This is a genomic window from Desulfonatronum parangueonense, assembly GCF_054656975.1.
Map to the genome: position 1 here is coordinate 1 of NZ_BAAHXH010000003.1, position 22,527 is coordinate 22,527.

Genomic DNA, 22,527 nt, shown 5'->3' on the forward strand with positions numbered 1-22,527 from the left:
TCCAAACTCGCAGACAAGAAGGTCGTCGACATCATCAACGATGTTGAAGAATGTTTTCAACATCCAGCCGACATGCTGTGTAATAAATGGGGTTGCATTCACATCCGCTGCCGCTATGACTCTGCCTTGGTCGAAAAAGAAGTGCAGGTACCCGCGTTTGTTCAACTCGTTGAGGCGGGCCAGCAGGGCTGGACTGGTTTCGACGTCGAGAACCAGCGGTGAATGCAGCCGCACCATGGGCGGGTCGGTCTGGTAGCGGATAAAGACGATGGCAGTCCCGACGCGAATTGCGATATCCCCATCCTGATCAAAGGCCAGATCGTTGAGATTCGTGAACTCCTGGACCGAGGCCAGCAATCGTTGGCGCACCTGGTTTGGGTCCTTGCCCGCTAAACGTATCCTGCGTTTTATACCCAGAGAGGGGAAGGAGAAGGAATTGCTGTCTGCATCAAGGGCATCATATTCAAGCCAGCCGGGATGGGTCACCCGCAAAATCGTATCAAAGGTTCTGACCGTCAGGTTTGCTACCGTCTCGTATGCTACAGGTAGCGGATGATTGATGAAGAAGTTCGGTGAGCCTTCCGGATTGTCCTCCGGCGACGACTCGCGAGGATCTCTTGTCGGGCTGTTCCAGCCATTTTCCGTGAGCAGGGCAATCTGCTGTTCCGTAAGCTGATCGGACTTCAAAAGGTAGTGATTGCTCGTAGTTTCCATCCGCAGCCCGTACGCGCCTTGGCCGGCGAACTGGATGTACCGGTTGGATCGCTTGGCTTCAAGAATCAGGTACTGGTCCTCCTGCAATCCCGCGAGCACCTGGGCCAGGTTTTCGGCAAAAGCCGTCCAGACGGACGGCACGCATTGCGCCGCATCAATATTCTTCTCCAGCCGCTGTTGCATAAACCCTCCTTTGCTCAATGCCTTTGACCTCTTTGGGAACTCCTGACCAGCCTGGAGCCGCGGCCATTACCTCGTGCACCGTCAGTCGCTCTGAAGGCGCAAAGGTGCAGGACACGATCATTTGCCACAAGAATACCGCCTCTAACGGTCTTGGCTGTAATCCGGACATCCTGACCAAGCCCCAGGGCATCGAATGCCTCCATGGACGATTCAATGATCTCCTTGATAAAGGCTGCAGCTTGGTCGTTGGCAAACTGCTCTTGGTCCTTGGCCCCACGTTCCAGGGCGTCAATGGCAAAGCTGCGTACGATCTTTACATGAAGTCTTGCGTAGGTCTGGGCACTGTCGAAAGATTCCAAACCGACTGCCTTGCCATGCATCCCGAAAACCGCGCCCACCTGGTTTTCAACTGCAGGCAACGCTGACACATAGCCTTCTAGAAGATCCTCGGATTGCGCATAGGCATCAGCCATGGCCGCGGAAGGGGAATGCAAGGACATGCGCTCCATCTTTCGGGAGATGTTGTCCCACACATCTCGCTGATCCGCCTGCCTGGACCGGCTGGTCCTGATGTTCTCGGACACCTGAGACATTCTGGCCGCGCGGCCTTCGGCAAAATGCATTTGTCTGGTCGGAGCGAAGTCCATCCCGTCATGTCGCCATCTTCCGGCTTCAACGCAGGATACGGGAATTTTCATTTCACTTTTGGCAGATGCGAGGATGGTCAGGTTCATCACGCGGTTTTGTTTTGCCCCTCGGATCTCCTCACCATCCAGGAGTAGCACAGGACGTTCGCAGTGGTTGACGAACAGCAGTTGGTTGACGTTGCCCGACTCCGAAACCTCGTCCACATGGGCGCAGCCGGACTTCAGGGCCTCTTCCAGAAGCAGGTAGTCAGGGTCGGTTGATTCGCCGAAGAGCGGAACCATTGCCAATCCTTGAAATGCAACAACATCTCCCAGCTCAAACGACGACAATTTTTTCTTGATCGTTTCCATCTCCCTCTCCCTTTGGCTCTGTTCATCAACGGAATCCATACTTCCGAGGAAGATAAAATTTACACTGCCCCTGTTCCATAATCAGGAACGGAACCAAAATTATTTTATTCCAGAACGACAAGATGTTGCATGAGGGTCAAAAAAAGAGATTTGGACCCTCAAAAAATGCTTGCACTTGAGGGTGATTAGCGGTCATGTTCACGCCACCACAAAGGGGGGATCATGCCGCCGAAACACGATCAGTTCGCAAAGCCGGCCCAGAAGCTTCTTGGCCTCTTCGGGGCCTTGCTGTTCACTGGGAGGGAATATTCCTTGACCGGGTTGGCCACGATGCTCAATTGCTCCAAGCAGACCGTTCTGCGGATGATGGAAAGCATCGAGCGCAGCAGGGAGGTCAAAATTGAAAGCAGGCTCGCCTCCGACGGGCAGCGCTGGTACCGGGCCAAAGCCCCTCGAACAAAACCCTGCGTGTCCTTTTCGCCGGAACAGATCCAGCATCTGGTGCTGTGCCGGGACATGGTCATGCACCTCTTGCCCAAGGGGTTGCGCGACGAGATCGAGGGCACCATTGCCCGGTCCACGGTTCTGCTGCCGGACATGCAGGAACGATCTGAAGCCTTGATCTCCATGGCCCGTTCCATGGTCAAGGGCTCCATCGATTATACGCCGCATCAGGAAACCATTGAAAAGCTCTTCCTGTGCATTCGGGAGAAGGTTGTCTGCACCGTCGTTTACCAGGCCTCACCAGCTTCACCGGAGAAATGCCACAGCTTCGCGCCTTTGCGCATGGTTTCCTATCGCGAAGCCTTGTATGTCAGCGGGTTCAAGGTACCACACGAGGGCAGGCCGGAAATCGTCAACCCCATGACCCTGTGCGTGCATCGGATCAAGGATGTCGTTCCGACCATCAGGGTACATGATCACCATGCGGATCAGGCCAACGACGGATACTTCGGATTCCAGCGCGAAACCCCTTTCCGCGTGACAGTCAGGTTCAGCCCCGAGGTGGCAAACTATGTTCTGGAACGCACCTGGAGCGAGGATCAGAAGTGCACCCAACGCAAGAACGGGTCAGTGGTGCTGGAATTCACCGCCCAGAGCAGACCCGAGGTGGTCTCCTGGGTACTGGGCTTCGGCGGTCATGCGGAATTGATCAGGCCGAAGGACGTGAAAGAGGATATCATGAAGGAAGTCGCGCGAATGTATGCCTTATATCCGTTGGCGGAACAGGGAAGCGAGTAGCAGGTCCACAATCAGACGTCGAAACAGGAGAACTCTTCATGGGCGCAATGACCGCACAAATCCTGATCGGTTCCGGGCATCCCAATCACGACGGCATCGGGCCGAGTCACTACCTTTTTCTTTCAGAAAACAGCAGGCCGGCCTGGTTGCTGGTGGAACAGAACCTTTTCCAGTGCGCCAGGAACAGGAAGATTGTCTGGATTCCCACGGTAGAAGACATGCTTGAAGACGCCCTGTTGATGATCGCCGTGCATGTGGTCAAGGATCAGGAAGTTGTGGATTTGATTAAATCGCTCAACAATTCCGCGACATCCGACCGGTTGGAGATGTATGACAGTTTCGATGAAGCCCAGCGGAAGATGCTTTACGAGAAATGCCGCGCCGTCGCGTTGCCCAAACTGGTTCTGTCCGTTTTCCGGGGATCGTCAATATTGACCCAGTTGTCGGCCATCGATAACTACATGATGGACATTGAGGTCTGCGTTGCGGTCTATTCCAGGTTGTCGTCGCAGTGGTCACCGGACAGAAACATCCAGGGCAGCCTGAATGTCTTGCAGTACAGGTAGTTTTAATGAATATTCAAAGGGAAGGCTTGAATGCAGATGACAAGGAAAATCCCGGAACAGGACTGGAAGTATCTCTTTGCGATACGTGATGACCTTCTTCAGACATTATGCCGAAGGATCAATGCCGAGACCATGGGCATTCTGCGGGAACAGGGACTGACGGAGCATGAGCGGTATCTCAAGGCCTTCAAGCAAATCAAAAATGCAGATCAGGCAATCAGCAAATGTTTCGACGACTGGCGACGGTCGTCCATGCATATGACACTGATCAACCTTTGCCAGAACAAGCTGCTGACCCAGGAGCATCTTGATCATTTCACCAATGAAACAAGCGATTTTCTTCTGGGGATTATGCGGGATATGCCATGATTTTCGTGGCATTTTCCGGATCGCGCGAGATACAAAAAGATGCCATTGGGAATGCACAAGATACGGAAATCTTCCGGCCGGTTAGTTCCTCTTCATCAGCAAATTCAACAAACAAGGTGTCAAGTCATTCTCTGGGAATAAAATACAAGCACCCGCGTTCGGTGAATCTAAAACGGGAGGTACGTGATGCGCGTCGCCGTATTCAGCACCAAAAAGTATGACCAGGTATTTCTGGACGATGCAAACAAGCAGGCTGGCCATGAACTGCGCTATTTTGAGACACGGCTGACCTCGGAAACCTGTTCTCTGGTCCGTGGGTTCGACGCGGTCTGCGTGTTTGTCAATGATTCGGTGGACAGAACCGTCCTGCAGTGCATGGCTGAAGGTGGAGTAAAGCTCCTGGCGCTTCGTTCCGCCGGATTCAACCATGTCGACCTGAAGGCGGCGAAGGAATTCAATATTACAGTTGCCAGGGTGCCTGCCTATTCACCTCATGCCGTGGCAGAACATACATTGGCCCTTGTGCTGTCTTTGAACCGGCATATTCACAAGGCCTATAACCGCGTCCGCGAAAGAAACTTCGCCCTGGATGGGCTTTTGGGATTTGATATTCACGGGAAAACAGTGGGCGTCATCGGCACCGGACAGATTGGGTCGATCTTTACTAGGCTGATGTCCGGCTTCGGATGTGATCTGCTTGGATATTCTCCCCATCCCAGGGAAGAATGCCAAGCACTCGGCATGAAATACGTCCAGCTTGATGAGTTGTTTGAACGCTCCCACATTATCAGCCTGCACTGCCCGCTGACTCCTCAAACACGTCATCTGATCAACGGTGAGGCCATTTCCAAAATGCGCAAAGGGGTGATGATCATCAATACCAGCAGGGGAGCCATCGTTGATACCCGGGCGCTTATTAACGGCCTGAAAAGCGGCAAAATCGGCAGCGTGGGCCTGGATGTCTATGAAGAGGAAGCAGACCTCTTTTTCGAGGATCTATCTGACGAGGTGATCCAGGATGATGTGTTTGCTCGGCTCTTGACCTTTCCCAACGTCCTGATCACCGGACATCAGGGTTTCTTCACCGAAGAGGCCCTGCGCAACATCGCTGAAACCACTCTTGAAAACATCACCGCCTTTCAAACAGGCGGAGACAATATCCATTTGGTTATTCAAGAGCGGGTCAAGGGTTGATCATTTAGCTCTGCCCTGCGGTATGGTGAATCACGCCATTTGAAGCCACACAGTCCAGTGTGGGGCATCGCCATCATCCGCTTCACGCAGACAATAAATGAGACTATCAAGGGCGGTTAGACTTCAGACGCAACAATAGAAGGCCCTGATTCAGCTGTTTTGACAGGCAAAAGGGTTTTTGGATGAGCAAAGTTAAAAATAGCCACCCTTTTCATCATTTTGTCGGACAAATCACGCCCGGAAAATCGTTTGCATTCAACTCCGAAACTTTTGATGCCTTTGTAGATTTTTGTTCGCGGTCCTGGGAGCATACTTGGATTTTGATTGCCAAAGTTTGGGAAACGCAGTCTCAGCGAAGTAAAAAAATATTTTGATTATGGTTAGTTAGATGCCCTAAAGCACTGGAAGAGACAGCTTGCAATATGTGCGGACGATTTGGCCTGTGGGTCACCTTGATCATCCATGAACACTACGGCCTTTCCACGCTCGGAGAGCCAATCCTGCCAAGCTACAACATTGCGCCGGGGCAGGAAGTTATGGGGGTGCACCAAGATGCTTCTGGCCGCAGACTCGCCCGCTTTAAGTGGGGCTTGATTCCATCCTGGACCCGCGATCTGGCCAAAGCTACGAAGTGCATCAATGCCCGGTCCGAGACGGTTTGGGACAAGCCGTCTTTTCGTTCCGCCATACAGCACAGACGTTGCCTAATCCCGGCCAACGGGTTCCTGGAGTGGAAGAAGTCAGGAACCAAAAAGCAGCCATACTTGATTGGCTTCGAGAACCTGGAACTATTCTCCATGGCCGGAATCTGGGAGTCCTGGAAGAACCCGGCGACGGGTGAGGTTTTCGACTCCTGCGCCATCCTGACCACCAATGCCAACGAGACTGTGGCGGTCATCCATGACCGAATGCCGGTGATCATCAGACCCGAGGATTATCAAGCATGGCTTGATAATCCTCGGGTTCAGATCGACGCTCTACTTCAACCCTTCAACGCCATGCACACCTTGATGATGCCGATTAGCCCCAGGATAAACAGCCCGAAAAACAACGATCCGGAATGCATCGCTCCGGTTCTGCAACAGAATGCCACTCAAGGCTGAACATGCCACCTTCGAAGATCTTCGCCCTGATGGACTGCAATAATTTCTACGCTTCCTGCGAGCGGGCGTTCAACCCCAAGCTGCGGGGCAAGCCCATCGTGGTCCTGTCTAATAATGATGGATGCGTCATTGCCAGGTCCAACGAAGCAAAAGCCTTGGGCATCCCCATGGGCGCGCCGGCCTTCAAGTTCCAACCCTTGTTCAGGAAGCACGGCGTTTACGTGTTTTCCTCCAACTTCGCCCTGTACGGGGACATGTCCCGGCGGGTCATGGATACGGTTTCCCGGTTCACGCCGGACATGGAAATCTATTCCATTGATGAAGCATTCCTGCGCCTGGACCTGATGCACGACCATCCCCTGGAACTGGCTCGCAAGATCAGGGCTACTGTCCTGCAATGGACAGGCATCCCGGTGTCCATCGGCATCGGCCCGACCAAGACCCTGGCCAAGGTTGCCAACCGGGTGGCCAAAAAGCAGCCGGAGCATGGCGGGGCTTTCAGCCTTGTGGATTATCCTGATCCGGACCGCATTCTGGCCGGAATCGACGTCGAAGACATCTGGGGCATCGGGCGGCGATACAGCAAGAAGCTACGAGAGTTTGGCATTCGTAATGCCTTGCAATTCAGCAAGCTGGACAAGGACTGGGTGCGGAAACGGATGACTGTCTGCGGAATGCACACTCTGCTGGAACTTCAGGGCATCCCATGCATCCCACTTGAACAGGCAGTGGCTACACCCAAGAGCATCGTCTGCTCACGGACCTTCGCCAAAGCCGTCACGGACAAGGAGCAGCTTGAGCAGATTCTTTCCGGGTATGCGGCTAGAGTAGGGGAGCGCCTTCGCGCTCAGGAATGCGTAGCTGGACAGGTCCAGGTTTTTGTGCTGACGGATCGTTTCCGTTTCGACAAGCCCCAGTACAGCAACGCAGCCACCGTCTCCTTGGCCGTGTCCTCATGCTACACGCCGGACATTATCCGGGCGTCCCTGAAAGCATTGAAGCAGATTTTCAAGCCGGGCTACGAATACCGCAAAGCCGGGGTGATGGTTTTTGGCACCGAACGCCAACAGGGCCGCCGACTGCACCTGTTTGACCCGCCCCAGGAAGAACGCGCACGGAACAAGGCGGTGATGGACACCATGGACCGGATCAATGCCAAATGGGGCTCAATGACAATGCGACTCGGATCGGAAGGCACGGGAAAGCGCTGGGTTATGCGTCAGGCCCACCTGAGTCCGAGGTACACGACGAACTGGAAGGAGTTGCCGAGGGTAAGTTAATGGGTAATCGCTCACAGTGTCTGTACAAAAGGGCAAACATGTTTAGTGGTAATCCATGAAAGCTTTGCGGTATGTGGTCAAGCAAACTTCACCCGTGGTGGTCATGTACACTCCATGGCCCATGCTGGGTTTGGTTTATGAGCTTTACGAAGAGAATATCGAGTTGAAAGCCCAATTGGGTCAGCAAAAGGCTTTGATTGAGAAGCTCCAGTCAAAGCTCAATGAGGATTCCACAACCTCAAACAAACCCGCCTTTCAGCGACAACCCATTCAAGAAAGAGCCAAGCCAACGGCGCATTGATGCGCATCAGTCCCTCGGGCATGTTCGGCGCAAAATATTCGTTGGGCCAACCAGGACGGCAAGAAAGGACAACTGACGATCATCCCCCGGAAGGAGTTGGATCGATATGCGAGATCGGGAAGCCGGCAGTGTTCGCTTCTCGATTGCCTTGGCGATCGCTTGCCTCATGCGCAGTAATTGAGTTGTCCCGGCTTCATGCCGAGATCCGTCTTGCGTGGCCCTTGCCAGTTCAAGGACGGTAACTGCTCAATAACTTGCGGCAAAGGGTGTAAATCCTGGGAGCGCCGCACCCCCAGTGCGGCAACGGAGTAACGCATTGATGACCAGGTTCCGGCTGGAGCTTGGCCCCAGGAACTGGATCACGAAACACCGCACGGGTGGGAATCCTTGCACGGGAAATCTCATCGCCCTGCCTTTTTGAGCAGTTACCAATGACGCCCTTATTTTTTTGGTTGGACAGGGGTTGGACAAGTAGGCCCATAATAAAAAAGGGTTTCAGCTAAACAGCTGAAACCCTTGATTTTGCTTGGTAGCGAGGGAGGGACTTGAACCCCCGACTCTGCGGATATGAGCCGCATGCTCTGACCACCTGAGCTACCTCGCCCTTGAGGGATTGCCTCCCGAACAAGAATTTGATCGTTTATATGATCTAGCCGGATTTGGCAAGTCCTGAACTCGAAAAAAACGATACAAGATAATTGATCGCTTACCTGCTAATTTGATTAGAGAAAGCATAACGAATCATTGACGCATATTCGCAAACCTCACCCCAAACTAGCTCCCCTTTCGCCCCATAACCCATAGCCTATCAAAGTCCCTTACCCCTCCTCCCGGATCAAATCGATAACCACCACCTCCGGCTTCGCGCGGACGCGCATTGGTGGGCCCCAGGTGCCGGCGCCGGTGGTGACGTACAGATGGCTCTGGTCCTGCTGAAAATGTCCGGCAATATATTTGTGCTGCAGACGGACGAACCAGTGAAAGGGAAAAATCTGGCCGCCGTGGGTATGGCCGGCGACCATCAGGTGGATTCCCAGGGGGACGGCTTTTTCATCCCAGGCCCAGGGGCGATGGGTGAGCAGGATCTGGAAATTGTCGGGCGACAGTTCCGGAGCCAGGTTTTTCAGGTGTCGGATCATGAACTGGCGATCCATGCGGCCCCAGGTGGGATCGTCGATGCCGATCAGCTGGATGCCGGAATCCGGCAGGATCAGGGTCTCGTTGCGCAGCAGGCTGATTTTGGCCATGTCGTGAAATGTGCGGCTGGGTTGGAGGCCGACATAGGCTTCATGGTTGCCGAGCACGCCGAAGACGCCGAGGCGAGGGGCGAGTTCAGCCACTGCCGCGGCCTTGGGTTCCAGCCATTCCGGGTGATCGTTGATCTGATCCCCGGCCAGGAGCACAAGGTCCGGCTCCAGGCTTTGGACAAAGTCCACCAGCCGTTCCACCCAGGCCTGCCGCGTCATCACGCCGAAATGGGTGTCGCTGATCAATACGATGCGGGTGTCCTCGGCCACCAGGGGCGTCCGGATCGGAATCCGGGGCACTTCCCATTGCGTGGCGGCGTAGAGGCCGTATCCAACGATCAGGACCGCCAGAATCCAGATGGCTCGCAGTTGCAGTTTGCCCCTGGGGAACCAGGTTGTGTACGCATCCGGCAGCAGTCCGACGAGTTTTTCCAGGATGTAGCCCAGGATCTGGAGCCAGAACAGGTAGAAGATCAATCCCATCCAGACGAACACCAGCCACCAGAGGGTGCGACCCAGGGGCTGGGGCCAGTCAACGGGAATCTGGTAGGCCAGAATCGGCGTCAGGGTCAGGGCCAGAACCGCGGTCAGTCCCAGAAGCCAGGGTCGCCATCCAAGACCCAGTTGTGCGCCGACCCTAGCCCAGACCAGCAGGTGCATGGAAAAATACACCAACGTCGCAATCAGAAAAAATGTCATGTCATCTCCGGATGGTCATTGGCGTTTTGAACATCGTACTGCTCAAAAACTCCGGGCGATGAAGTTCCCTTGTGCAGGTATACCCATCGACGCGGAGTTTCGTGACCAAGCTACTGGGGCCATGCTCCAGCCGGAACTTTGCCCTGAGTGCGTTACACCGTTGCCGCACTGGGGTGCGGCGCTCCCAGGATTTATCCCGTTGAATGCCCACAAGTTTTTGAGCAGTTACTGAACATAAACCGAACCATGGGACATTATTAGTGATTTACTCCTGAAGTCCTGTCAAAACAACAAGAAATTGTTATCAGTTATTTGTTGTCAGGAAAATCCAGATAACAAATAGCTGATAACTGGTTTGCGGGCAAAGCCCGCGTTGGGTTGACATTTTGATTTTTGGTTTCGTAAAAATATCTATCACTGTCATATATCAGGAGGCGTCCATGAGCCACACAGCCAAAGTATTCATGAATGGCCGAAGTCAGGCAGTTCGTTTGCCGGCCGAGTTCCGTTTTTCCTGCAAGGAGGTCTACGTTGAACGGGACGGAGATCGGATCATTTTGCGACCGAAGCCGGAAAACTGGGATGATTTTTTTGCGCGTCCTTCGAAAGTCCCTGAAGACTTCTTGAGCGACCGAGATGACATGCCACCGCAGCAGAGGGAGATGTTTTGATGTGGATGCTGGATACGAACATCTGCAGTTACATTCTGAAATGCCGTCCTGCTCCGGTCAAGGCGCGGTTCGATCTCGTTGATCCCAGAGAAATTTGCATTTCGTGTATTGTTCTCGCCGAATTACATTATGGAGCCGCCCGACATCCTCAGGGTCAACGCATTCGTGAGGATATTGATGATTTCATGGCCCGGCTTTCCGTTTTTTCCTGGGATGAAAAAGCTGCCGAAGCCTATGGAAGTTTGCGAGCAATCCTGGAAAAGCAGGGCAGGACAAGCGGAAACATGGACATGATGATTGCCGCGCATGCACTCAGCCAAAGCGCCGTCCTTGTGACGAACAATATCCGCCATTTCGAGCATATCCCAAATTTGATCGTGGAAAATTGGACAGCTCCTGTTATTGGCGGTTCAGGAGTGCTGCACGAAGACAAACCTCGTTGGCCCGGAACAGCTTCTTGAGTTGCAACCTGATTCCTGATCTTCACTTATTATCTTATCCATCCTCGCTACCGACCTTTCCTCTCGTCTTCTTGACCCTGCTGCGTTCCTTCTTCTGCTCCAGTCGCCGTCGGCGTGCGGCTAGGGTCGGCTTTGTGGGCCGGCGCGGTTTGGGCCCATGCCAGGCTTTGGCGATCAGATCGGCCAGCCGTTGCAGGGCATCGGCCCGGTTGCGTTCCTGGGTCCGAAAGCGGCGGGCCTCGATGATCAGTTCGCCTTCCTCGGTCATTCTTCTTCCGGCCACCCGGACCAGCCGTTGACGAACGTCTTCGGGCAACAAGGCAGAGCGGAAAACGGCAAACCGCAGACGCACGGCCGTGGAGACCTTGTTCACGTTCTGTCCGCCGGGGCCGGAAGCGCGCATGAATTCCAGCTCCAGGTCCGGTGAGCGCTCAAGCTCTTCAGGGGAGATGGGGGAATGTTGTTCCATGATCATTCCTGTAAGTTCACGCCGTGCATGGTGCAACGAGTTGCATTGACGTTTCCATGATCAACATGCGCTATGCATAGGCTCTGCGCATCCGCCGCTCAACCAGGCCCGCCAAAGAGGAGAAGGTGAGGGTCACCACCAGGTAGAGCGCGGTAATGGTGATCATGATCTCGAAGGTCATATATGTGGAGGCCATCAGTTCAAGGCCTTGAAAGGTCAGTTCCTGAACGCTGATCACCGAGACGATGGCCGTGTCCTTGATGGTCGCGATGAATTGTCCGGAGAGCGGTGGAATGATCCGGGACAAGGCCTGGGGAAAGATGACGTGGCGCATCTGCTGCCAGGGCGACAACCCCAGGGCGTAGGCAGCCTCGCGCTGGCCCCGTTCCACGGACTGGATCCCGGACCGGACGTGCTCGGTGATGTAGGCGCCTTCATAGACGGCCAGGGTGAGCAGGGCGGCCAGGAAATTGGGCATCCGGTCCACGGGCACGGCCACCCAGGGCAGCAGGTCCTTGGCCCAATCCGGAAGGTTGCGCAGCAGGGCGTCCACCCCCAGGAAGGACATCAGCTGGTCTGCCAGGAAAAAATAGAAAATGAAGATCAAGACCAGCGGCGGAATGTTGCGCACCACCTCCACGTACGTCCAGGCCACCATGCGCGGAAACAAGGCCTTGCTCGACCTGGCCAGCCCCATGACAACGCCGATGAGCGTGGCCAGAAGCATGGTCCAGATGCTCAGGCGAATGGTGGTCAGCAACCCCTGGGTGACCAGCCCCGGAACCCAGCGGCCGGCGGCCTCGTCCCAGCGCAGCAGGTAGTTGGCCAGCAGATGCCAGCGCCACTGGTATTCCAGGGTGGTCGTGACCCGCCAGGCGAAAAAGATCCCGAAGGCGATGATCGCCAGGATCAGCACGGCATCGAGGGTTGTGAAGCGGGTCTTTTTCAGGGGCATTTGGGTTTGTTGGCTTTTGGGGTTTGGGGTTTGTGGGGTTTGTAGGGTTCGTGGATTTTGTAGGGTTTGGGGTTGGGGGTTATTCGATCTGGTCCCTCCAGTCCATGGTTTCGAACCAGTAGGTGTAGCGTTCCTGGATCCAGCCTTCGCCGGTGATCTGGAAGATCCAGCTGTTGACGTAGTTGAGCATGTCCGGGTCGCCCTTGCGCATGGCGATGCCCACGGGCTCGCGGGTCAGGTTTTCGGTGATGGGCTGGAAGAGCCGCTCCGGGTTCTTGATGGCTTCCTGGGAAGGCAGGGGAGCATTGCCGATCAGGGCATGGGCCCGGCCCATGAGCAGTTCCTGGACGGCCTGGGGTTCCTTTTCAAAGTACTTGCGCTGGGCATTCGGGAAGAGCGTTTCCGCGGCGCGCTGGGCCGTGGTGCCGGTACGGGCGACGATGATCACGTCGGAGTTGTTGAAGTCCTCCAGGGTGGTGAAGCCTGCGGCTTTTTCCCGGTGGGCGACCAGGGACTGACCGGTGTAGTAGTAGGGCATGCTGAAGTAGACCTGCTGGGCGCGGTCGGCACGGATGCTCATGCCGCCGATGAGCAGGTCGAATTTGCCGGTCATCAAGGCCGGAATGATTCCTCTCCAGGCCGTGGGCACGAGTTCGATGCGTACGCCCAGATCCTCGGCAAAACGTCTGGCCACATCGATCTCGAAGCCGATGAATTCGCCGGTCTTGTCCTGCATGGCCCATGGCACGAAGGTGTCGAAGCCCACGCGGAGGGCGCCGCGTTCCATGATCCGGGTCAGGGCGCTTTCGCGGGTCAGTTCCTGACTCACGTTCCGGGCCTGGGCCGTGACGGCGAGGCAGAGGAGCAGGGCGGCCAACAGAGCCGTACGCAGCAGGTTGCGGCAATTTTTCATTTGTTGTTCTCCTTTGAGGTTGGGGTTGAATCTTCAATACCAGGGACAGGGCCGCACAGAATCTGGCTGAGAAAGGCGCGGGTCCGGTCCTGGCGTGGACGGCTGAAAAAGTCTTGCGTCGCGGCCTCTTCCAAAATCTGGCCGTTTTCCATGAATACAATCCGGTCTCCGGCTTCGCGGGCAAAACCCATCTCGTGGGTTACAACGACCATGGTCATGCCGTCGAAAGCCAGGCCCTTCATGACCTCCAGGACTTCGCCGATGGTCTCCGGATCCAGTGCGCTCGTGGCTTCATCAAAGAGCATGACCTTGGGGTGCATGGCCAGGGCCCGGGCGATGGCCACCCGTTGCTGCTGCCCGCCGGAAAGCCGGGCCGGATATTCATGGGCTTTGTCCGTCAGGCCGACCCGTTCCAGCAGGCCGTAGGTGGTTGCTTCGGCATCCTTTCGGGATTTTTTCCGAACCTGGATCTGGGCCAGATTCACGTTTTGCAGCACGGTCATGTGCGGAAAAAGGTTGAAGGACTGGAAGACCATGCCCACCTCGGTCCGGATGGTCAGCCGGTTCCGGGGTGTGTCGTCCAGGGGGACCTCGTCGATGGTGATCGATCCGGAGTCCACATCCTCCAGACCGTTCAGGCAGCGCAGCAAGGTGGATTTTCCGGAGCCCGAAGGACCAATGACCACCACCACCTCGCCCTGACGGACGGTGAAGGAGACATGGTCCAAGGCTCGGAAGCCGCCGGGATAGGTTTTGACGATGTCCTGGACGATAATGATCTCCGCTCCAATGGCCTTATTGTTCGGAGTGATTGATCCTTTGGTGCGTTTTTGCATGGTCTTGCCCAACTTTCACGATCGATTGAAGCATGTGCCGATTATCTTTACTTTGCGTTACTGCTCTCTGGAACGCATGCGTTTGCCCAGTTCGGCCACGGCCATGGACAGGGGAAAGGTGATGGCCAGATAGATGGCCGCCACGGTGAACCAGACCTCGAAGACCATGAAGGTGTCCGAGGCCACAATGTTGCCCTGCTGGGTCAGTTCGTAAATGGCGATGGTGCTGGCCAGGGAGGAATCCTTGATCAGCGTGACGCCGACGCCGGTTAATGGCGGCAGAATCCGCCTGATGGCCTGGGGAAAGATTATCTTGCGGTAGGTGTCCCACTGGGAAAGACCCAGGCTATAGGATGCCTCCCACTGCCCCTTGTGAATGGAAACGATTCCGGCCCGGAAGATTTCCGAGGCATAGGCGCCTTCGAAGAGCGACAGGGCCAGAACGGCGGATCCGAAGGCGTTCAGGCCCAGGACCGGACCGATGACGTAGTAGATGAAAAAAATCTGGGTCAGCAACGGGGTGTTACGGATGAATTCGACATAACCCTTGGCCACGAGCCTGGCCGTGAATGAGTCCGAGAGGCGTAAAAGTGCCGCGGTGAGACCGAAAAACAATGCCAGAATCAGGCTCAGGCCGGAAATCTTGAACGTGACGATCAGCCCTTGGAACAGCGGCCCGATGATCCAGCCGTCCTCGGTGATCTGCAGCAGATACCGGGACATGCGATACCATTTCCACTGGTATCCCATGCTCTGCTCTCCGCTGGCAATGAACCAGGCCAGGGCGCCCATGAGCAGGGCGTAGAGCAGGAAGTCCCGATAATGGTTCACTGCGAAGCGGATGGGCCGGAGGGCCATGGAGGTCACAGAGCGACCTCACAAGCCGGTGCAGTGGCGTAAGGGAATGTATTCAGGCTGGTTGGAGGATCGGAAGGAGAGTTTGGTGAAGCGAAAGGTGTCGATTGATGGTCATGTGAAATCGACGTCGCCGGGGAAGCGTCGCCGCGGGATCGAGTTGCATCGCTGCGACAGCCGCCGGGTCCGAAAAAGACCTCTGAAGGGGCAGGCAGTCGCGTGGGATGATAGAACGCTATGATGCAGAACAGGCTGGTACGACAGGACATGATACTTTTGGATAAGTTTCGTGTCCCGGAAAGTCAAATCAACGCAAAAATGTAACGTTTACAACTCCAACATGCCCCTGATTCCAGTGAAGATGATCTGGGCGGAGAGGGCGGAGAGGATCAGGCCGGTGATCTTGGAGAGGATGGTCAGTCCCAGCCGCCCCACGACTCGTTCGATGGTGTTGGCGGTCATGAGCATCAAACCTACGGAAAGGCTGGCGCAGATGAAGGCGACAATGCTGATGGCCCGTTCTGTCAGGTTCTCGGCTCCTGCGCCGATGACCAGCAGGGCGCCCACCGTGGCCGGGCCGATGGTGATGGGGATGGCCAGGGGAACCACGCTGATGTCGCCGTCCGCTTCCTGGGTCGGCTCGACCCTGGTGCCCCGGACCAGGGACACGGCGGAGAGAAAGAGCAGGGCGCCGGCGCCGATGCGGAAGGCGTCCAGGGTGATGCCGAACACATTGAAGATGGCGTTGCCGGCAACGGAGAGAATGCATCCGGTAATGGTCACGGCCAGGGTGACCCGCCGGGCCAGCCGCCTGCGAGCAGGAATGCCCATTTCCTTGGTCATGGACAAAAAGGCGGAGAGCACGAAAAAGGGCGTGAGCAGGAAGAAGAGCATGATGTACACGCTCAGAAAGAGATTGAATTGTTCGGCCATGGATCAGGCGCTGATGGGGATGACGTAGAGCAGCACGGCGAAGAAATGCAGCACGCTGCCGGTCAGGACGAACAGATGCCAGATGGCATGGTGGTGGGGCAGCCTGCGCCAGGCGTAGAAGACGATGCCGCCGGTATAGGCCAGGCCGCCCAGGGCCAGCAGGAGCAGGCCGTGGGGATGAACGGCGTTGAGCAGCGGCTTGGTGGCCACGACCACGGCCCAGCCCATGCCCACGTAAAGCAGCACGGACAGCACTCGAAAGCGGCGCCAGGGCGTCAACTGAAGAATGATGCCCAGCAGGGCAAGGCCCCAGATCGCTCCGAAGAGGGACCATCCCCAGGGACCGCGCAGGTTGACCAGGGTGAAGGGGGTATAGGTTCCGGCGATAAGCAGGAAAATGGCGCAGTGGTCCACGATGCGCAGGATCCTTTTCGCGCCGGGATGGGGGATGCCGTGGTACAGGGTGGATGCGGTGTACAGCAGGATCAGGGTGGAGCCGAAAATGCTGCAGCTCACAATATGCCAGACATCGCCGTAGCGGCTGGCCAGTCCGGTCAGGACGGCCAGCCCGGCAATGGACAACAAGACTCCAAGGCCATGAGTGATGCTGTTGGCGATCTCTTCACGCAGGGTGTATCTTCCGGAAATGTCCAAGGCGACCATAGGTTCCTCTCGTAGATCTGGTTATGGACGTTTTCGGCGGGAAAGTTCAGTGGTTGATTCAGTGGTTGACGATGAGCAACCCGTTCATGCGGAATCAATGCTCTCAGACTCTCAGGCTCTCAGGAACAGATCCTACACTTTTTGCTCCACGGCTGCAAAGCAGGGAATGCAGTAATTTTGCCCGGCAAAGCGGCGGGTGCGGGATTCCATGGTGGATTCGCCGCAGGCAAAGCAGTTCAGGCTGTCCAGGATCTTGGCCGGGCGGGGCGCGGGTAGGGTCGGCTCGGCCACGGTGAAGAGATCCTCCAGGGGAGCTTCAAAAATGCGCCGACGGGCATTCGCCTTGAGTTCCTTGGCCCTGTTCTGTTCCTCTTCGGTGGCTGACCCGGAAAAGACTTTCTTCATCAATTCACGCAGTTCGCCGCTTTCCGGCCCCATGGCCTGTCTTTGAAAAACAGCCCGCAAGGCCTTGCCGTCCGAGGCTCGATAAAAGGAGAAGGCCGTCTTGCCCAGGTCCTTGTGGATCAGGTTGCCCTTGCCCAAGGTGCATCCGGTGAGCACCTGGATGCCATCCACGCCGCACATGTCCGTTTCCACCACGGCGGTGACGGGATTGTCGTCGTTGTGGCCCAGTTCGCGCAGGCAAAGCTCCGCGGCCCGCAGGCCGATCCACAGTCCCGGGCACTCATGGCCGTGAAAGGTTATGGCCCTGTCGATTTGTTCTTTGGTCAGGGTGCAGTTCATGTCATGCCGCCTTTTTGGTTAACTTTCTACAGCGAATTCTTTTCGACGTACCTGATATGCTCGTATCCAAAGTAAACCCGGGAACGCGGGGCTCCGTACCCGCTCTTCAAGAACTGCGAGTGCAGAGCCTCGCGTTCCCAGGAAGCCGTAGACCGTGCTGGCCATTTTTCGTAGGGAAATCGAGGTTTCACCGTAGTCCTAATGGATTATCGTAATGAGCCAGATAATGATTATTCCGTAAGAGCAGGCTCCCTGTGCCTGTCCTGTGTCCACGAGATCTCGAAACTTCACCCGCAAGGAACGACCACGGTCTGTCCCTGATGCCGCAGGATGTCCACGGGGACGCCATAGACTTCCCGGATCATGTCCGGGGTGAGTTCCTCGTTCTTGCCGCAGCAAAAGACCTTGCCCTCCTTGATGAACACGAAGGCGTCCGAAAAGCGGAAGGCCATGTTCAGGTCGTGCATGGTCATCACCGCTGCCAACTGGTGTTCATGGACCACATGGCTGATGGTGCGCAGGATTTCCAATTGATTCTTGAGATCAAGGCTGCTGGTGGGCTCGTCCAGGAGGAGCACCGAGGGCTCCTGGACCAGGGCCCGGGCGATGCAGACCTTCTGCAGCTCGCCGCCGCTCATCTCGTTGATATGGCGCAGGGCCAGATGCTCCAGGCCGAGCTGTTTCAGGGCGGCGTCCACCTTGCGCAAATCCGCTTCGGTCACCTTCCAGCGCAGGTGCGGCTTGCGGCCCAGAAGCACGGCGTCGAAGGCGGTCATGCGTCCGGCCTCGTTGCGCTGGGCCACGTATCCCAGGCGCTTGGCAATGTCCCCGGCGCGCATCCGGAAGACGTCGGCGTTTTCCACGAGCACGGCCCCGGACTTGGGTTTGAGCATGGCGTTGATGCAGCGCAACAGTGTGGTCTTGCCCACGCCGTTGGGGCCGAGAATGGTCAGCACCTGGCCGCGGTCCACGGCAAAGTCCAGGCCTTGTAGGACCAGACGGCCGTTGTAGCCGATGCGGATGTCGCGTACGTCCAGGATCATCGATTGCGCCCCCGAATCAGCAGGTAGAGGAAGGTGGGCGCGCCGAGAAAGGCCGTGAGGATGGAAACGGGCAGGACCCGGGGGGCGAGCATCAAACGGGCCGCGGTGTCCGCGGCCAGGAGCAGGCAGGCGCCGGTCAAGGCCGAGGCGGGCAGCAGAAAGCGATGGTCGTCGCCGATGATCCGGCGCACGATGTGCGGGCAGACCAGCCCCACGAAGCCGATGATGCCCAGAAAGGAGACGATCACCGCCGTGACCAGGGAGGCGACCAGCATGCCGATCACCCTGACCAGCTCCACGCGCACGCCCAGGCCCCTGGCTGTTTCGTCTCCGGCGTCAATGGCATTGTAGTTCCAGCGGTTCAGGATGAAGAAGAGCAGGGCGACCGCCACCACCACGGCCATGAAGCCCACTTCCGGCCAACCGGCCCGGCCCACGTCGCCGAAGGTCCAGAAGACCATGGCAGCCAGCTGCACGTCGTCGGCAAAATACTGCAAAAACATGGTTCCGGCGGAGAAAAGCGATCCCAGGGCCACTCCGCTGAGGACCATCACTTCCGGGCTGGCCCCCCGTAGCCGGGCAATGGCGATGATCACCAGGGACGCGGCCATGCAGGCGATGAAGGCGCAGATGGTGGTCATGTAGGGGTTGGCGATGCTCACAGCCCCTACATGGGTGCTTTGCATGGTTCCGGTGCCCAGGAGCATCACGGCAAAGGCCGCGCCGAAGGCCCCGGCCTGGGAGATGCCCAGGGTGAAAGGCGAACCCAGGGGATTGCGCAGAATGGATTGCATGGCCGCCCCGGCCGCGGCCAGCCCGGCTCCGGCGAGCAGGGCGGCCAGGGCATGGGGCAGGCGGATGTTGCGGATGATGATGGAAAACCGGGCGTCCTCGCCCAGGCCGAAAAACGCCAGAATCACTTCCCACGCTGGAATGCGCACCGCGCCCAGGGAAACAGCCGTAATCAGCAGCATGCCGGTCAGCAGGGTCAGCAGGAACAGGAACAGGATTTTGCGGCCGATGTAGGCGTTGTATTCCGACGGCGGCTGGCCGTAATCGAAGTGAGTCATGGAGGGAGACGTAATCAGGATGAAGGGTCAGGTGGTAGTATGTTCGGAACTAAATCAATGTTGGAATATGGGGCAGATTCGAGGCGAATGTGAGAATCATGCGCAAGTAATGGCGGGTCAAGCTTCCTGGCAAAGCCTGTCATAGGCTTCACGAGGAGAGAGAACCGCAATTTCCCAGGGAGGCATGCTGAGGAAATGGAAATGGACTGTATTTCCGGTTAATAAACATGCAGCCTTTCCGGTAACGGCAACCTCGGCAAAAGGCAGATCATCGGGATCTGGAACCGATGCACTGAGTCCTTTGAGCGGTCCGGAAAGAACTTTCTGACCGTTGCGTATCAAATAGGCCAACAGGTCTTCCTTCTCCTGGGCGGAAATGATTTGAGCAAATTTCGGCCGCGCCAAGACACGCCTGTATTCGTCCAGGATGCGATCATCATGCAGGCAATGGATACGGCCGGTATAGATCATATCCACGATTCTGGCCGGTATTGCGTGCAGGGTGAGCAGGCCTAATACCTAACGTTTGTGTCCACAACCGCAAGCATCCCTACCTGCGCCTTTCCTTGCGAACTTCCGCGATTTCCGCATTGATTTCCGCCACACTGATCTGGTCCATTCCACTGAGCGCCGCCTTGTTCCTGACGCTGGACAAGGCCATTTGCGCCTTGATCCTGGAGGCCAATTCCAAAACTTCATCCAAATTTTCAATATCCGGCACGGGAAGCATGACCGCATATGGTTTGCCTCGGTTCGCGAGGACGACATCACCTTGTTCAAGTTCTTTGCGGAACTTGCCGGGATTATTTCTGAATTCACGATCACTGATGATTTTCATGCGAAACTCCACATTTGGTGCACTGATTTGTACAAAAACGTAGCCGTTGCGGAGGTGGTGGTCAATGGTTCAGAATTCTGCACCTTATTTTACCACGAAGGGCACGAAGAGCACGAAGGGAGAGAGTATGTGAATCCATCCAATCCCAGGTGAGTCGAAACATTTTGATCTTATAACTCAATCCGGCTGAACCCCAGGTTGTTGAAGTCGGCGTTGATCTGTCCGAAGGCCGGGCCGCCGTTGAGGAAGGTGCTGATCTCCTCGGCCTTGGCCATGGGGTCGATGTCCGCGAACTGTTCCGGGTAGATGACCGTGCCGATGTAATAGGCATTGGCGAGCACGGATTCGTAGTTCGTGGTGTAGGAATTGTAGGGGAACACGCCGAAAACGTTGTTGTTCCGGACGGCGCTCAAGGCCTGATACGCCCTGTCGGTGCGCAGTTCCTCCAGGCCGTTGGCTTCCGCCTGGAGCCGGGTCGTGGAGATGTCCAGGAACACGATCTCCGGATCCCAGAGCAGAAGCTGTTCCTTGGCGACCACGGCGTGGGCGGCGGTTTCCTTGTTCCCGGCGAGTTCACCGGCCACGTTGCGCACGTTCAGGAACGCGAAAGGCGCATAGGATGGTTCGGTGGACGCGAATCCGTGGCCGCCGCGGTGGGCCAGGCCGCCGATATAGACGCTGGGCCGCTTGTCCTTGGAAACCGCCGCGGCCCTTTGCCGCAGATCCGCCTCCAGGGAGTCGAAGTAGGCGATCACGGCTTCGGCCCGTTCCTCCAGACCCAGGACCTGGCCCATGATCCGCAGGGTCTGGTCGAGATTGGCTCTTTGGCTGGTCAGGTTCCCGTACCCCAGTCCCACGACCGGGATGCCGGTCTTGGCCTGGAGCGAGTCAATGCCGCCGTCCCGAGGGGCATTGGCCTTGAGGATCACCTGGGGCCCGGGATCCAGTGCCGCGATCAATTCCGGACTGTCGTGGCCACGGAACTCTCCGAACAAGGGATGTTCGCCGAGTCGGGGATGGGCAACGGCATAGGGGCGGGCTTCCACCGAAGAGGGCAGGCCGCCCTTTTCCGCGCTGTCAACACCCACAATCCGGTCCTGACCTTGCAGGTAAACCAGCAGGCGCAGACACCCGGAACCGGAACAGATCACCCGGTCCACCTGATCCGGAATGGACACTTTCCGGTCCAGGATGTCCTTGATCTGCCGGTCTTGGGCAGAGGCAGATGTGGAACTGGTCATGCAAATGAACAGGAAAAAAGCCAGAATGAGTGAAAGGCGTGACGAAACGTGTCGCATGTTGAATTCTCCCCGCTTGTACCCAGATAGAACACTCCGGGTTTGTCACAAGTTGCTGAGTAGTTACAAATCACGAATCTGGGCTGTTGATCTGACTGACAGATCCTTGGTGCTGGAGCCTTGGCAGTAATTTGTTGATACTAGTGTATACGTTTCCAAGTTTTTTTACAACACAAAATTATAAAAACGTGAATCGTGCTATTTTTGGTAGGTGTGCGTGCTACTCTGCCTGTTGCGAGGCAGGCGGATCATGAAACGGAAACCAAGCACAAAGGAGTGGTTAATGGGCAACAGGTATGAAATCCACGGCGCGTTCAGCTGGAACGTGCTGCTGACCACGGATGTGGAGGTCGTATCGTTGACGAATATCTTGAAGTCGGGTGTTTCTGCGTGCTGCAGGACCCGCAAGGGGCGGTGATCTCGGCGATCATATACAGGGTGAAGGAGTGATGTAACTGCTCAAAAAGGGCGGGCGTTGCGGTTACGCGAGCAAGGTGATCCCACCCTGAGTGAAGCTTTGTAACCAGCTGCTGGGCCACGCTCCAGCCGGAACCTGGTACTGAGTGCGTTACACCGCTGGCCGCACTGGGGTGCGGCGCTCCCTGGATTTATCCTCATTGATTGCCGCAAGTTTTGAGCAGTTGCGGTAACTGCTCAAAAAGGTCGAACGATGAGGTTTAACGTGCAAGGAGTGTCTCCGGGATTGAGTTTCATGATTCAGCTACAGGGCCATGCTCCAGCCGGAACTTTGTCCTGAGTGCGTTACACCGTTGCCGCACTGGGGTGCGGCGCTCCCTGGATTCAACCCGCTCATTGCCACATTTTTTTGAGCAGTGACCAGTTGCGGAGTAATTTCAGGGCTGGCTGAGAATCTTGGCGATC

At 56.4% G+C, this 22,527-nt stretch carries 26 protein-coding genes and 1 tRNA gene; 10 read left to right on the plus strand and 17 right to left on the minus strand.

All coding sequences use genetic code 11. The features are described 5' to 3' along the window. Both ACYQ15_RS00450 and ACYQ15_RS00455 read right to left on the minus strand, forming a co-directional pair. Positions 1 to 897: T3SS (YopN, CesT) and YbjN peptide-binding chaperone 1 (locus ACYQ15_RS00450; protein WP_459935578.1), on the minus strand; the 897-nt coding region annotated here is incomplete at its 3' end. Positions 898 to 911: 14 nt separating this feature from the next. Then, positions 912 to 1,895, minus strand: a complete 984-nt coding sequence (locus ACYQ15_RS00455) for an ARPP-1 family domain-containing protein (protein WP_459935523.1) — start codon at positions 1,893 to 1,895, stop codon at positions 912 to 914. Between the two features lie 222 nt (positions 1,896 to 2,117). Here ACYQ15_RS00455 and ACYQ15_RS00460 point away from each other — a divergent pair, with 222 nt between their 5' ends. The 7 genes from ACYQ15_RS00460 (at position 2,118) to ACYQ15_RS00490 (ending at position 7,950) form a co-directional block, all read left to right on the plus strand. Beyond that, positions 2,118 to 3,137 (plus strand): helix-turn-helix transcriptional regulator, encoded by a 1,020-nt coding sequence (locus tag ACYQ15_RS00460; protein ID WP_459935524.1) that lies wholly within the window; start codon positions 2,118 to 2,120, stop codon positions 3,135 to 3,137. 38 nt (positions 3,138 to 3,175) lie between these two features. Continuing rightward, complete coding sequence (locus ACYQ15_RS00465) at positions 3,176 to 3,703, plus strand: hypothetical protein (RefSeq protein ID WP_459935525.1); 528 nt, start codon at positions 3,176 to 3,178, stop codon at positions 3,701 to 3,703. 30 nt (positions 3,704 to 3,733) lie between these two features. Continuing rightward, a complete protein-coding gene (locus ACYQ15_RS00470) occupies positions 3,734 to 4,072 on the plus strand; it encodes a hypothetical protein (RefSeq protein ID WP_459935526.1) in 339 nt (112 codons plus the stop codon). Between the two features lie 186 nt (positions 4,073 to 4,258). Continuing rightward, a complete protein-coding gene (locus ACYQ15_RS00475; protein ID WP_459935527.1) occupies positions 4,259 to 5,266 on the plus strand; it encodes a 2-hydroxyacid dehydrogenase in 1,008 nt (335 codons plus the stop codon). 422 nt (positions 5,267 to 5,688) lie between these two features. Further along, on the plus strand, positions 5,689 to 6,369 hold the full coding sequence (locus tag ACYQ15_RS00480) for an SOS response-associated peptidase (RefSeq protein WP_459935528.1): 681 nt from the start codon (positions 5,689 to 5,691) through the stop codon (positions 6,367 to 6,369). Between the two features lie 2 nt (positions 6,370 to 6,371). Continuing rightward, positions 6,372 to 7,649, plus strand: coding sequence for a Y-family DNA polymerase (locus ACYQ15_RS00485; RefSeq protein WP_459935579.1), 1,278 nt, complete (start codon positions 6,372 to 6,374; stop codon positions 7,647 to 7,649). Positions 7,650 to 7,704: 55 nt separating this feature from the next. Further along, on the plus strand, positions 7,705 to 7,950 hold the full coding sequence (locus ACYQ15_RS00490; protein WP_459935580.1) for a hypothetical protein: 246 nt from the start codon (positions 7,705 to 7,707) through the stop codon (positions 7,948 to 7,950). A 527-nt stretch (positions 7,951 to 8,477) separates the two neighbouring features. On the opposite strand, the gene ACYQ15_RS00495 is transcribed toward ACYQ15_RS00490, so the two are convergent. Both ACYQ15_RS00495 and ACYQ15_RS00500 read right to left on the minus strand, forming a co-directional pair. Next, a tRNA-Met gene (locus ACYQ15_RS00495) sits at positions 8,478 to 8,554 on the minus strand. Between the two features lie 214 nt (positions 8,555 to 8,768). Beyond that, a complete protein-coding gene (locus tag ACYQ15_RS00500; protein WP_459935581.1) occupies positions 8,769 to 9,896 on the minus strand; it encodes a metallophosphoesterase in 1,128 nt (375 codons plus the stop codon). A gap of 464 nt (positions 9,897 to 10,360) precedes the next feature. Here ACYQ15_RS00500 and ACYQ15_RS00505 point away from each other — a divergent pair, with 464 nt between their 5' ends. Both ACYQ15_RS00505 and vapC read left to right on the plus strand, forming a co-directional pair. Beyond that, positions 10,361 to 10,567, plus strand: a complete 207-nt coding sequence (locus tag ACYQ15_RS00505; RefSeq protein ID WP_459939526.1) for an antitoxin — start codon at positions 10,361 to 10,363, stop codon at positions 10,565 to 10,567. Then, entirely contained in the window at positions 10,567 to 11,028 is a 462-nt protein-coding gene (gene vapC, locus ACYQ15_RS00510; protein WP_459935582.1) for a type II toxin-antitoxin system tRNA(fMet)-specific endonuclease VapC, read from the plus strand. The genes ACYQ15_RS00505 and vapC overlap by 1 nt, the downstream gene beginning before the upstream one ends. 34 nt (positions 11,029 to 11,062) lie before the next feature. On the opposite strand, the gene arfB is transcribed toward vapC, so the two are convergent. From arfB to ACYQ15_RS00575, 13 genes are all read right to left on the minus strand, one after another. Further along, a complete protein-coding gene (gene arfB / locus ACYQ15_RS00515; RefSeq protein WP_459935583.1) occupies positions 11,063 to 11,497 on the minus strand; it encodes an alternative ribosome rescue aminoacyl-tRNA hydrolase ArfB in 435 nt (144 codons plus the stop codon). Between the two features lie 70 nt (positions 11,498 to 11,567). Further along, a complete protein-coding gene (locus ACYQ15_RS00520; RefSeq protein WP_459935584.1) occupies positions 11,568 to 12,452 on the minus strand; it encodes an amino acid ABC transporter permease in 885 nt (294 codons plus the stop codon). 79 nt (positions 12,453 to 12,531) lie between these two features. Beyond that, positions 12,532 to 13,365 (minus strand): transporter substrate-binding domain-containing protein, encoded by an 834-nt coding sequence (locus ACYQ15_RS00525; RefSeq protein ID WP_459935585.1) that lies wholly within the window; start codon positions 13,363 to 13,365, stop codon positions 12,532 to 12,534. Beyond that, complete coding sequence (locus ACYQ15_RS00530) at positions 13,362 to 14,201, minus strand: amino acid ABC transporter ATP-binding protein (protein ID WP_459935586.1); 840 nt, start codon at positions 14,199 to 14,201, stop codon at positions 13,362 to 13,364. The genes ACYQ15_RS00525 and ACYQ15_RS00530 overlap by 4 nt, the downstream gene beginning before the upstream one ends. 57 nt (positions 14,202 to 14,258) lie before the next feature. Then, positions 14,259 to 15,059 carry an amino acid ABC transporter permease gene (locus ACYQ15_RS00535; RefSeq protein ID WP_459939527.1) on the minus strand — a complete coding sequence of 267 codons (801 nt, stop codon included), beginning with the start codon at positions 15,057 to 15,059 and terminating at the stop codon, positions 14,259 to 14,261. A gap of 324 nt (positions 15,060 to 15,383) precedes the next feature. Then, a complete protein-coding gene (locus ACYQ15_RS00540) occupies positions 15,384 to 15,989 on the minus strand; it encodes a MarC family protein (protein ID WP_459935587.1) in 606 nt (201 codons plus the stop codon). Between the two features lie 3 nt (positions 15,990 to 15,992). After that, positions 15,993 to 16,652, minus strand: a complete 660-nt coding sequence (gene trhA, locus ACYQ15_RS00545) for a PAQR family membrane homeostasis protein TrhA (protein WP_459935588.1) — start codon at positions 16,650 to 16,652, stop codon at positions 15,993 to 15,995. 132 nt (positions 16,653 to 16,784) lie between these two features. Next, positions 16,785 to 17,396: an FmdE family protein gene (locus ACYQ15_RS00550; protein WP_459935589.1), complete on the minus strand. Its 612-nt coding sequence runs from the start codon at positions 17,394 to 17,396 to the stop codon at positions 16,785 to 16,787. Positions 17,397 to 17,683: 287 nt separating this feature from the next. Beyond that, the gene (locus tag ACYQ15_RS00555; RefSeq protein WP_459935590.1) at positions 17,684 to 18,439 is read right to left on the minus strand and encodes an ABC transporter ATP-binding protein; all 756 of its coding nucleotides are present in this window, start codon (positions 18,437 to 18,439) and stop codon (positions 17,684 to 17,686) included. Beyond that, a complete protein-coding gene (locus ACYQ15_RS00560) occupies positions 18,436 to 19,509 on the minus strand; it encodes a FecCD family ABC transporter permease (RefSeq protein ID WP_459935591.1) in 1,074 nt (357 codons plus the stop codon). The genes ACYQ15_RS00555 and ACYQ15_RS00560 overlap by 4 nt, the downstream gene beginning before the upstream one ends. Before the next feature lie 117 nt (positions 19,510 to 19,626). Next, a complete protein-coding gene (locus ACYQ15_RS00565) occupies positions 19,627 to 19,986 on the minus strand; it encodes a PIN domain-containing protein (protein WP_459935592.1) in 360 nt (119 codons plus the stop codon). 73 nt (positions 19,987 to 20,059) lie between these two features. Beyond that, positions 20,060 to 20,347 (minus strand): type II toxin-antitoxin system Phd/YefM family antitoxin, encoded by a 288-nt coding sequence (locus tag ACYQ15_RS00570; RefSeq protein WP_459935593.1) that lies wholly within the window; start codon positions 20,345 to 20,347, stop codon positions 20,060 to 20,062. A gap of 170 nt (positions 20,348 to 20,517) precedes the next feature. Beyond that, the gene (locus ACYQ15_RS00575) at positions 20,518 to 21,645 is read right to left on the minus strand and encodes an iron ABC transporter substrate-binding protein (RefSeq protein WP_459935594.1); all 1,128 of its coding nucleotides are present in this window, start codon (positions 21,643 to 21,645) and stop codon (positions 20,518 to 20,520) included. A 283-nt stretch (positions 21,646 to 21,928) separates the two neighbouring features. Between ACYQ15_RS00575 and ACYQ15_RS00580 the strand changes: the two genes are divergently transcribed. Then, positions 21,929 to 22,063, plus strand: a complete 135-nt coding sequence (locus tag ACYQ15_RS00580; protein WP_459935595.1) for a hypothetical protein — start codon at positions 21,929 to 21,931, stop codon at positions 22,061 to 22,063. The last annotated feature ends 464 nt before the right edge of the window (positions 22,064 to 22,527 follow it).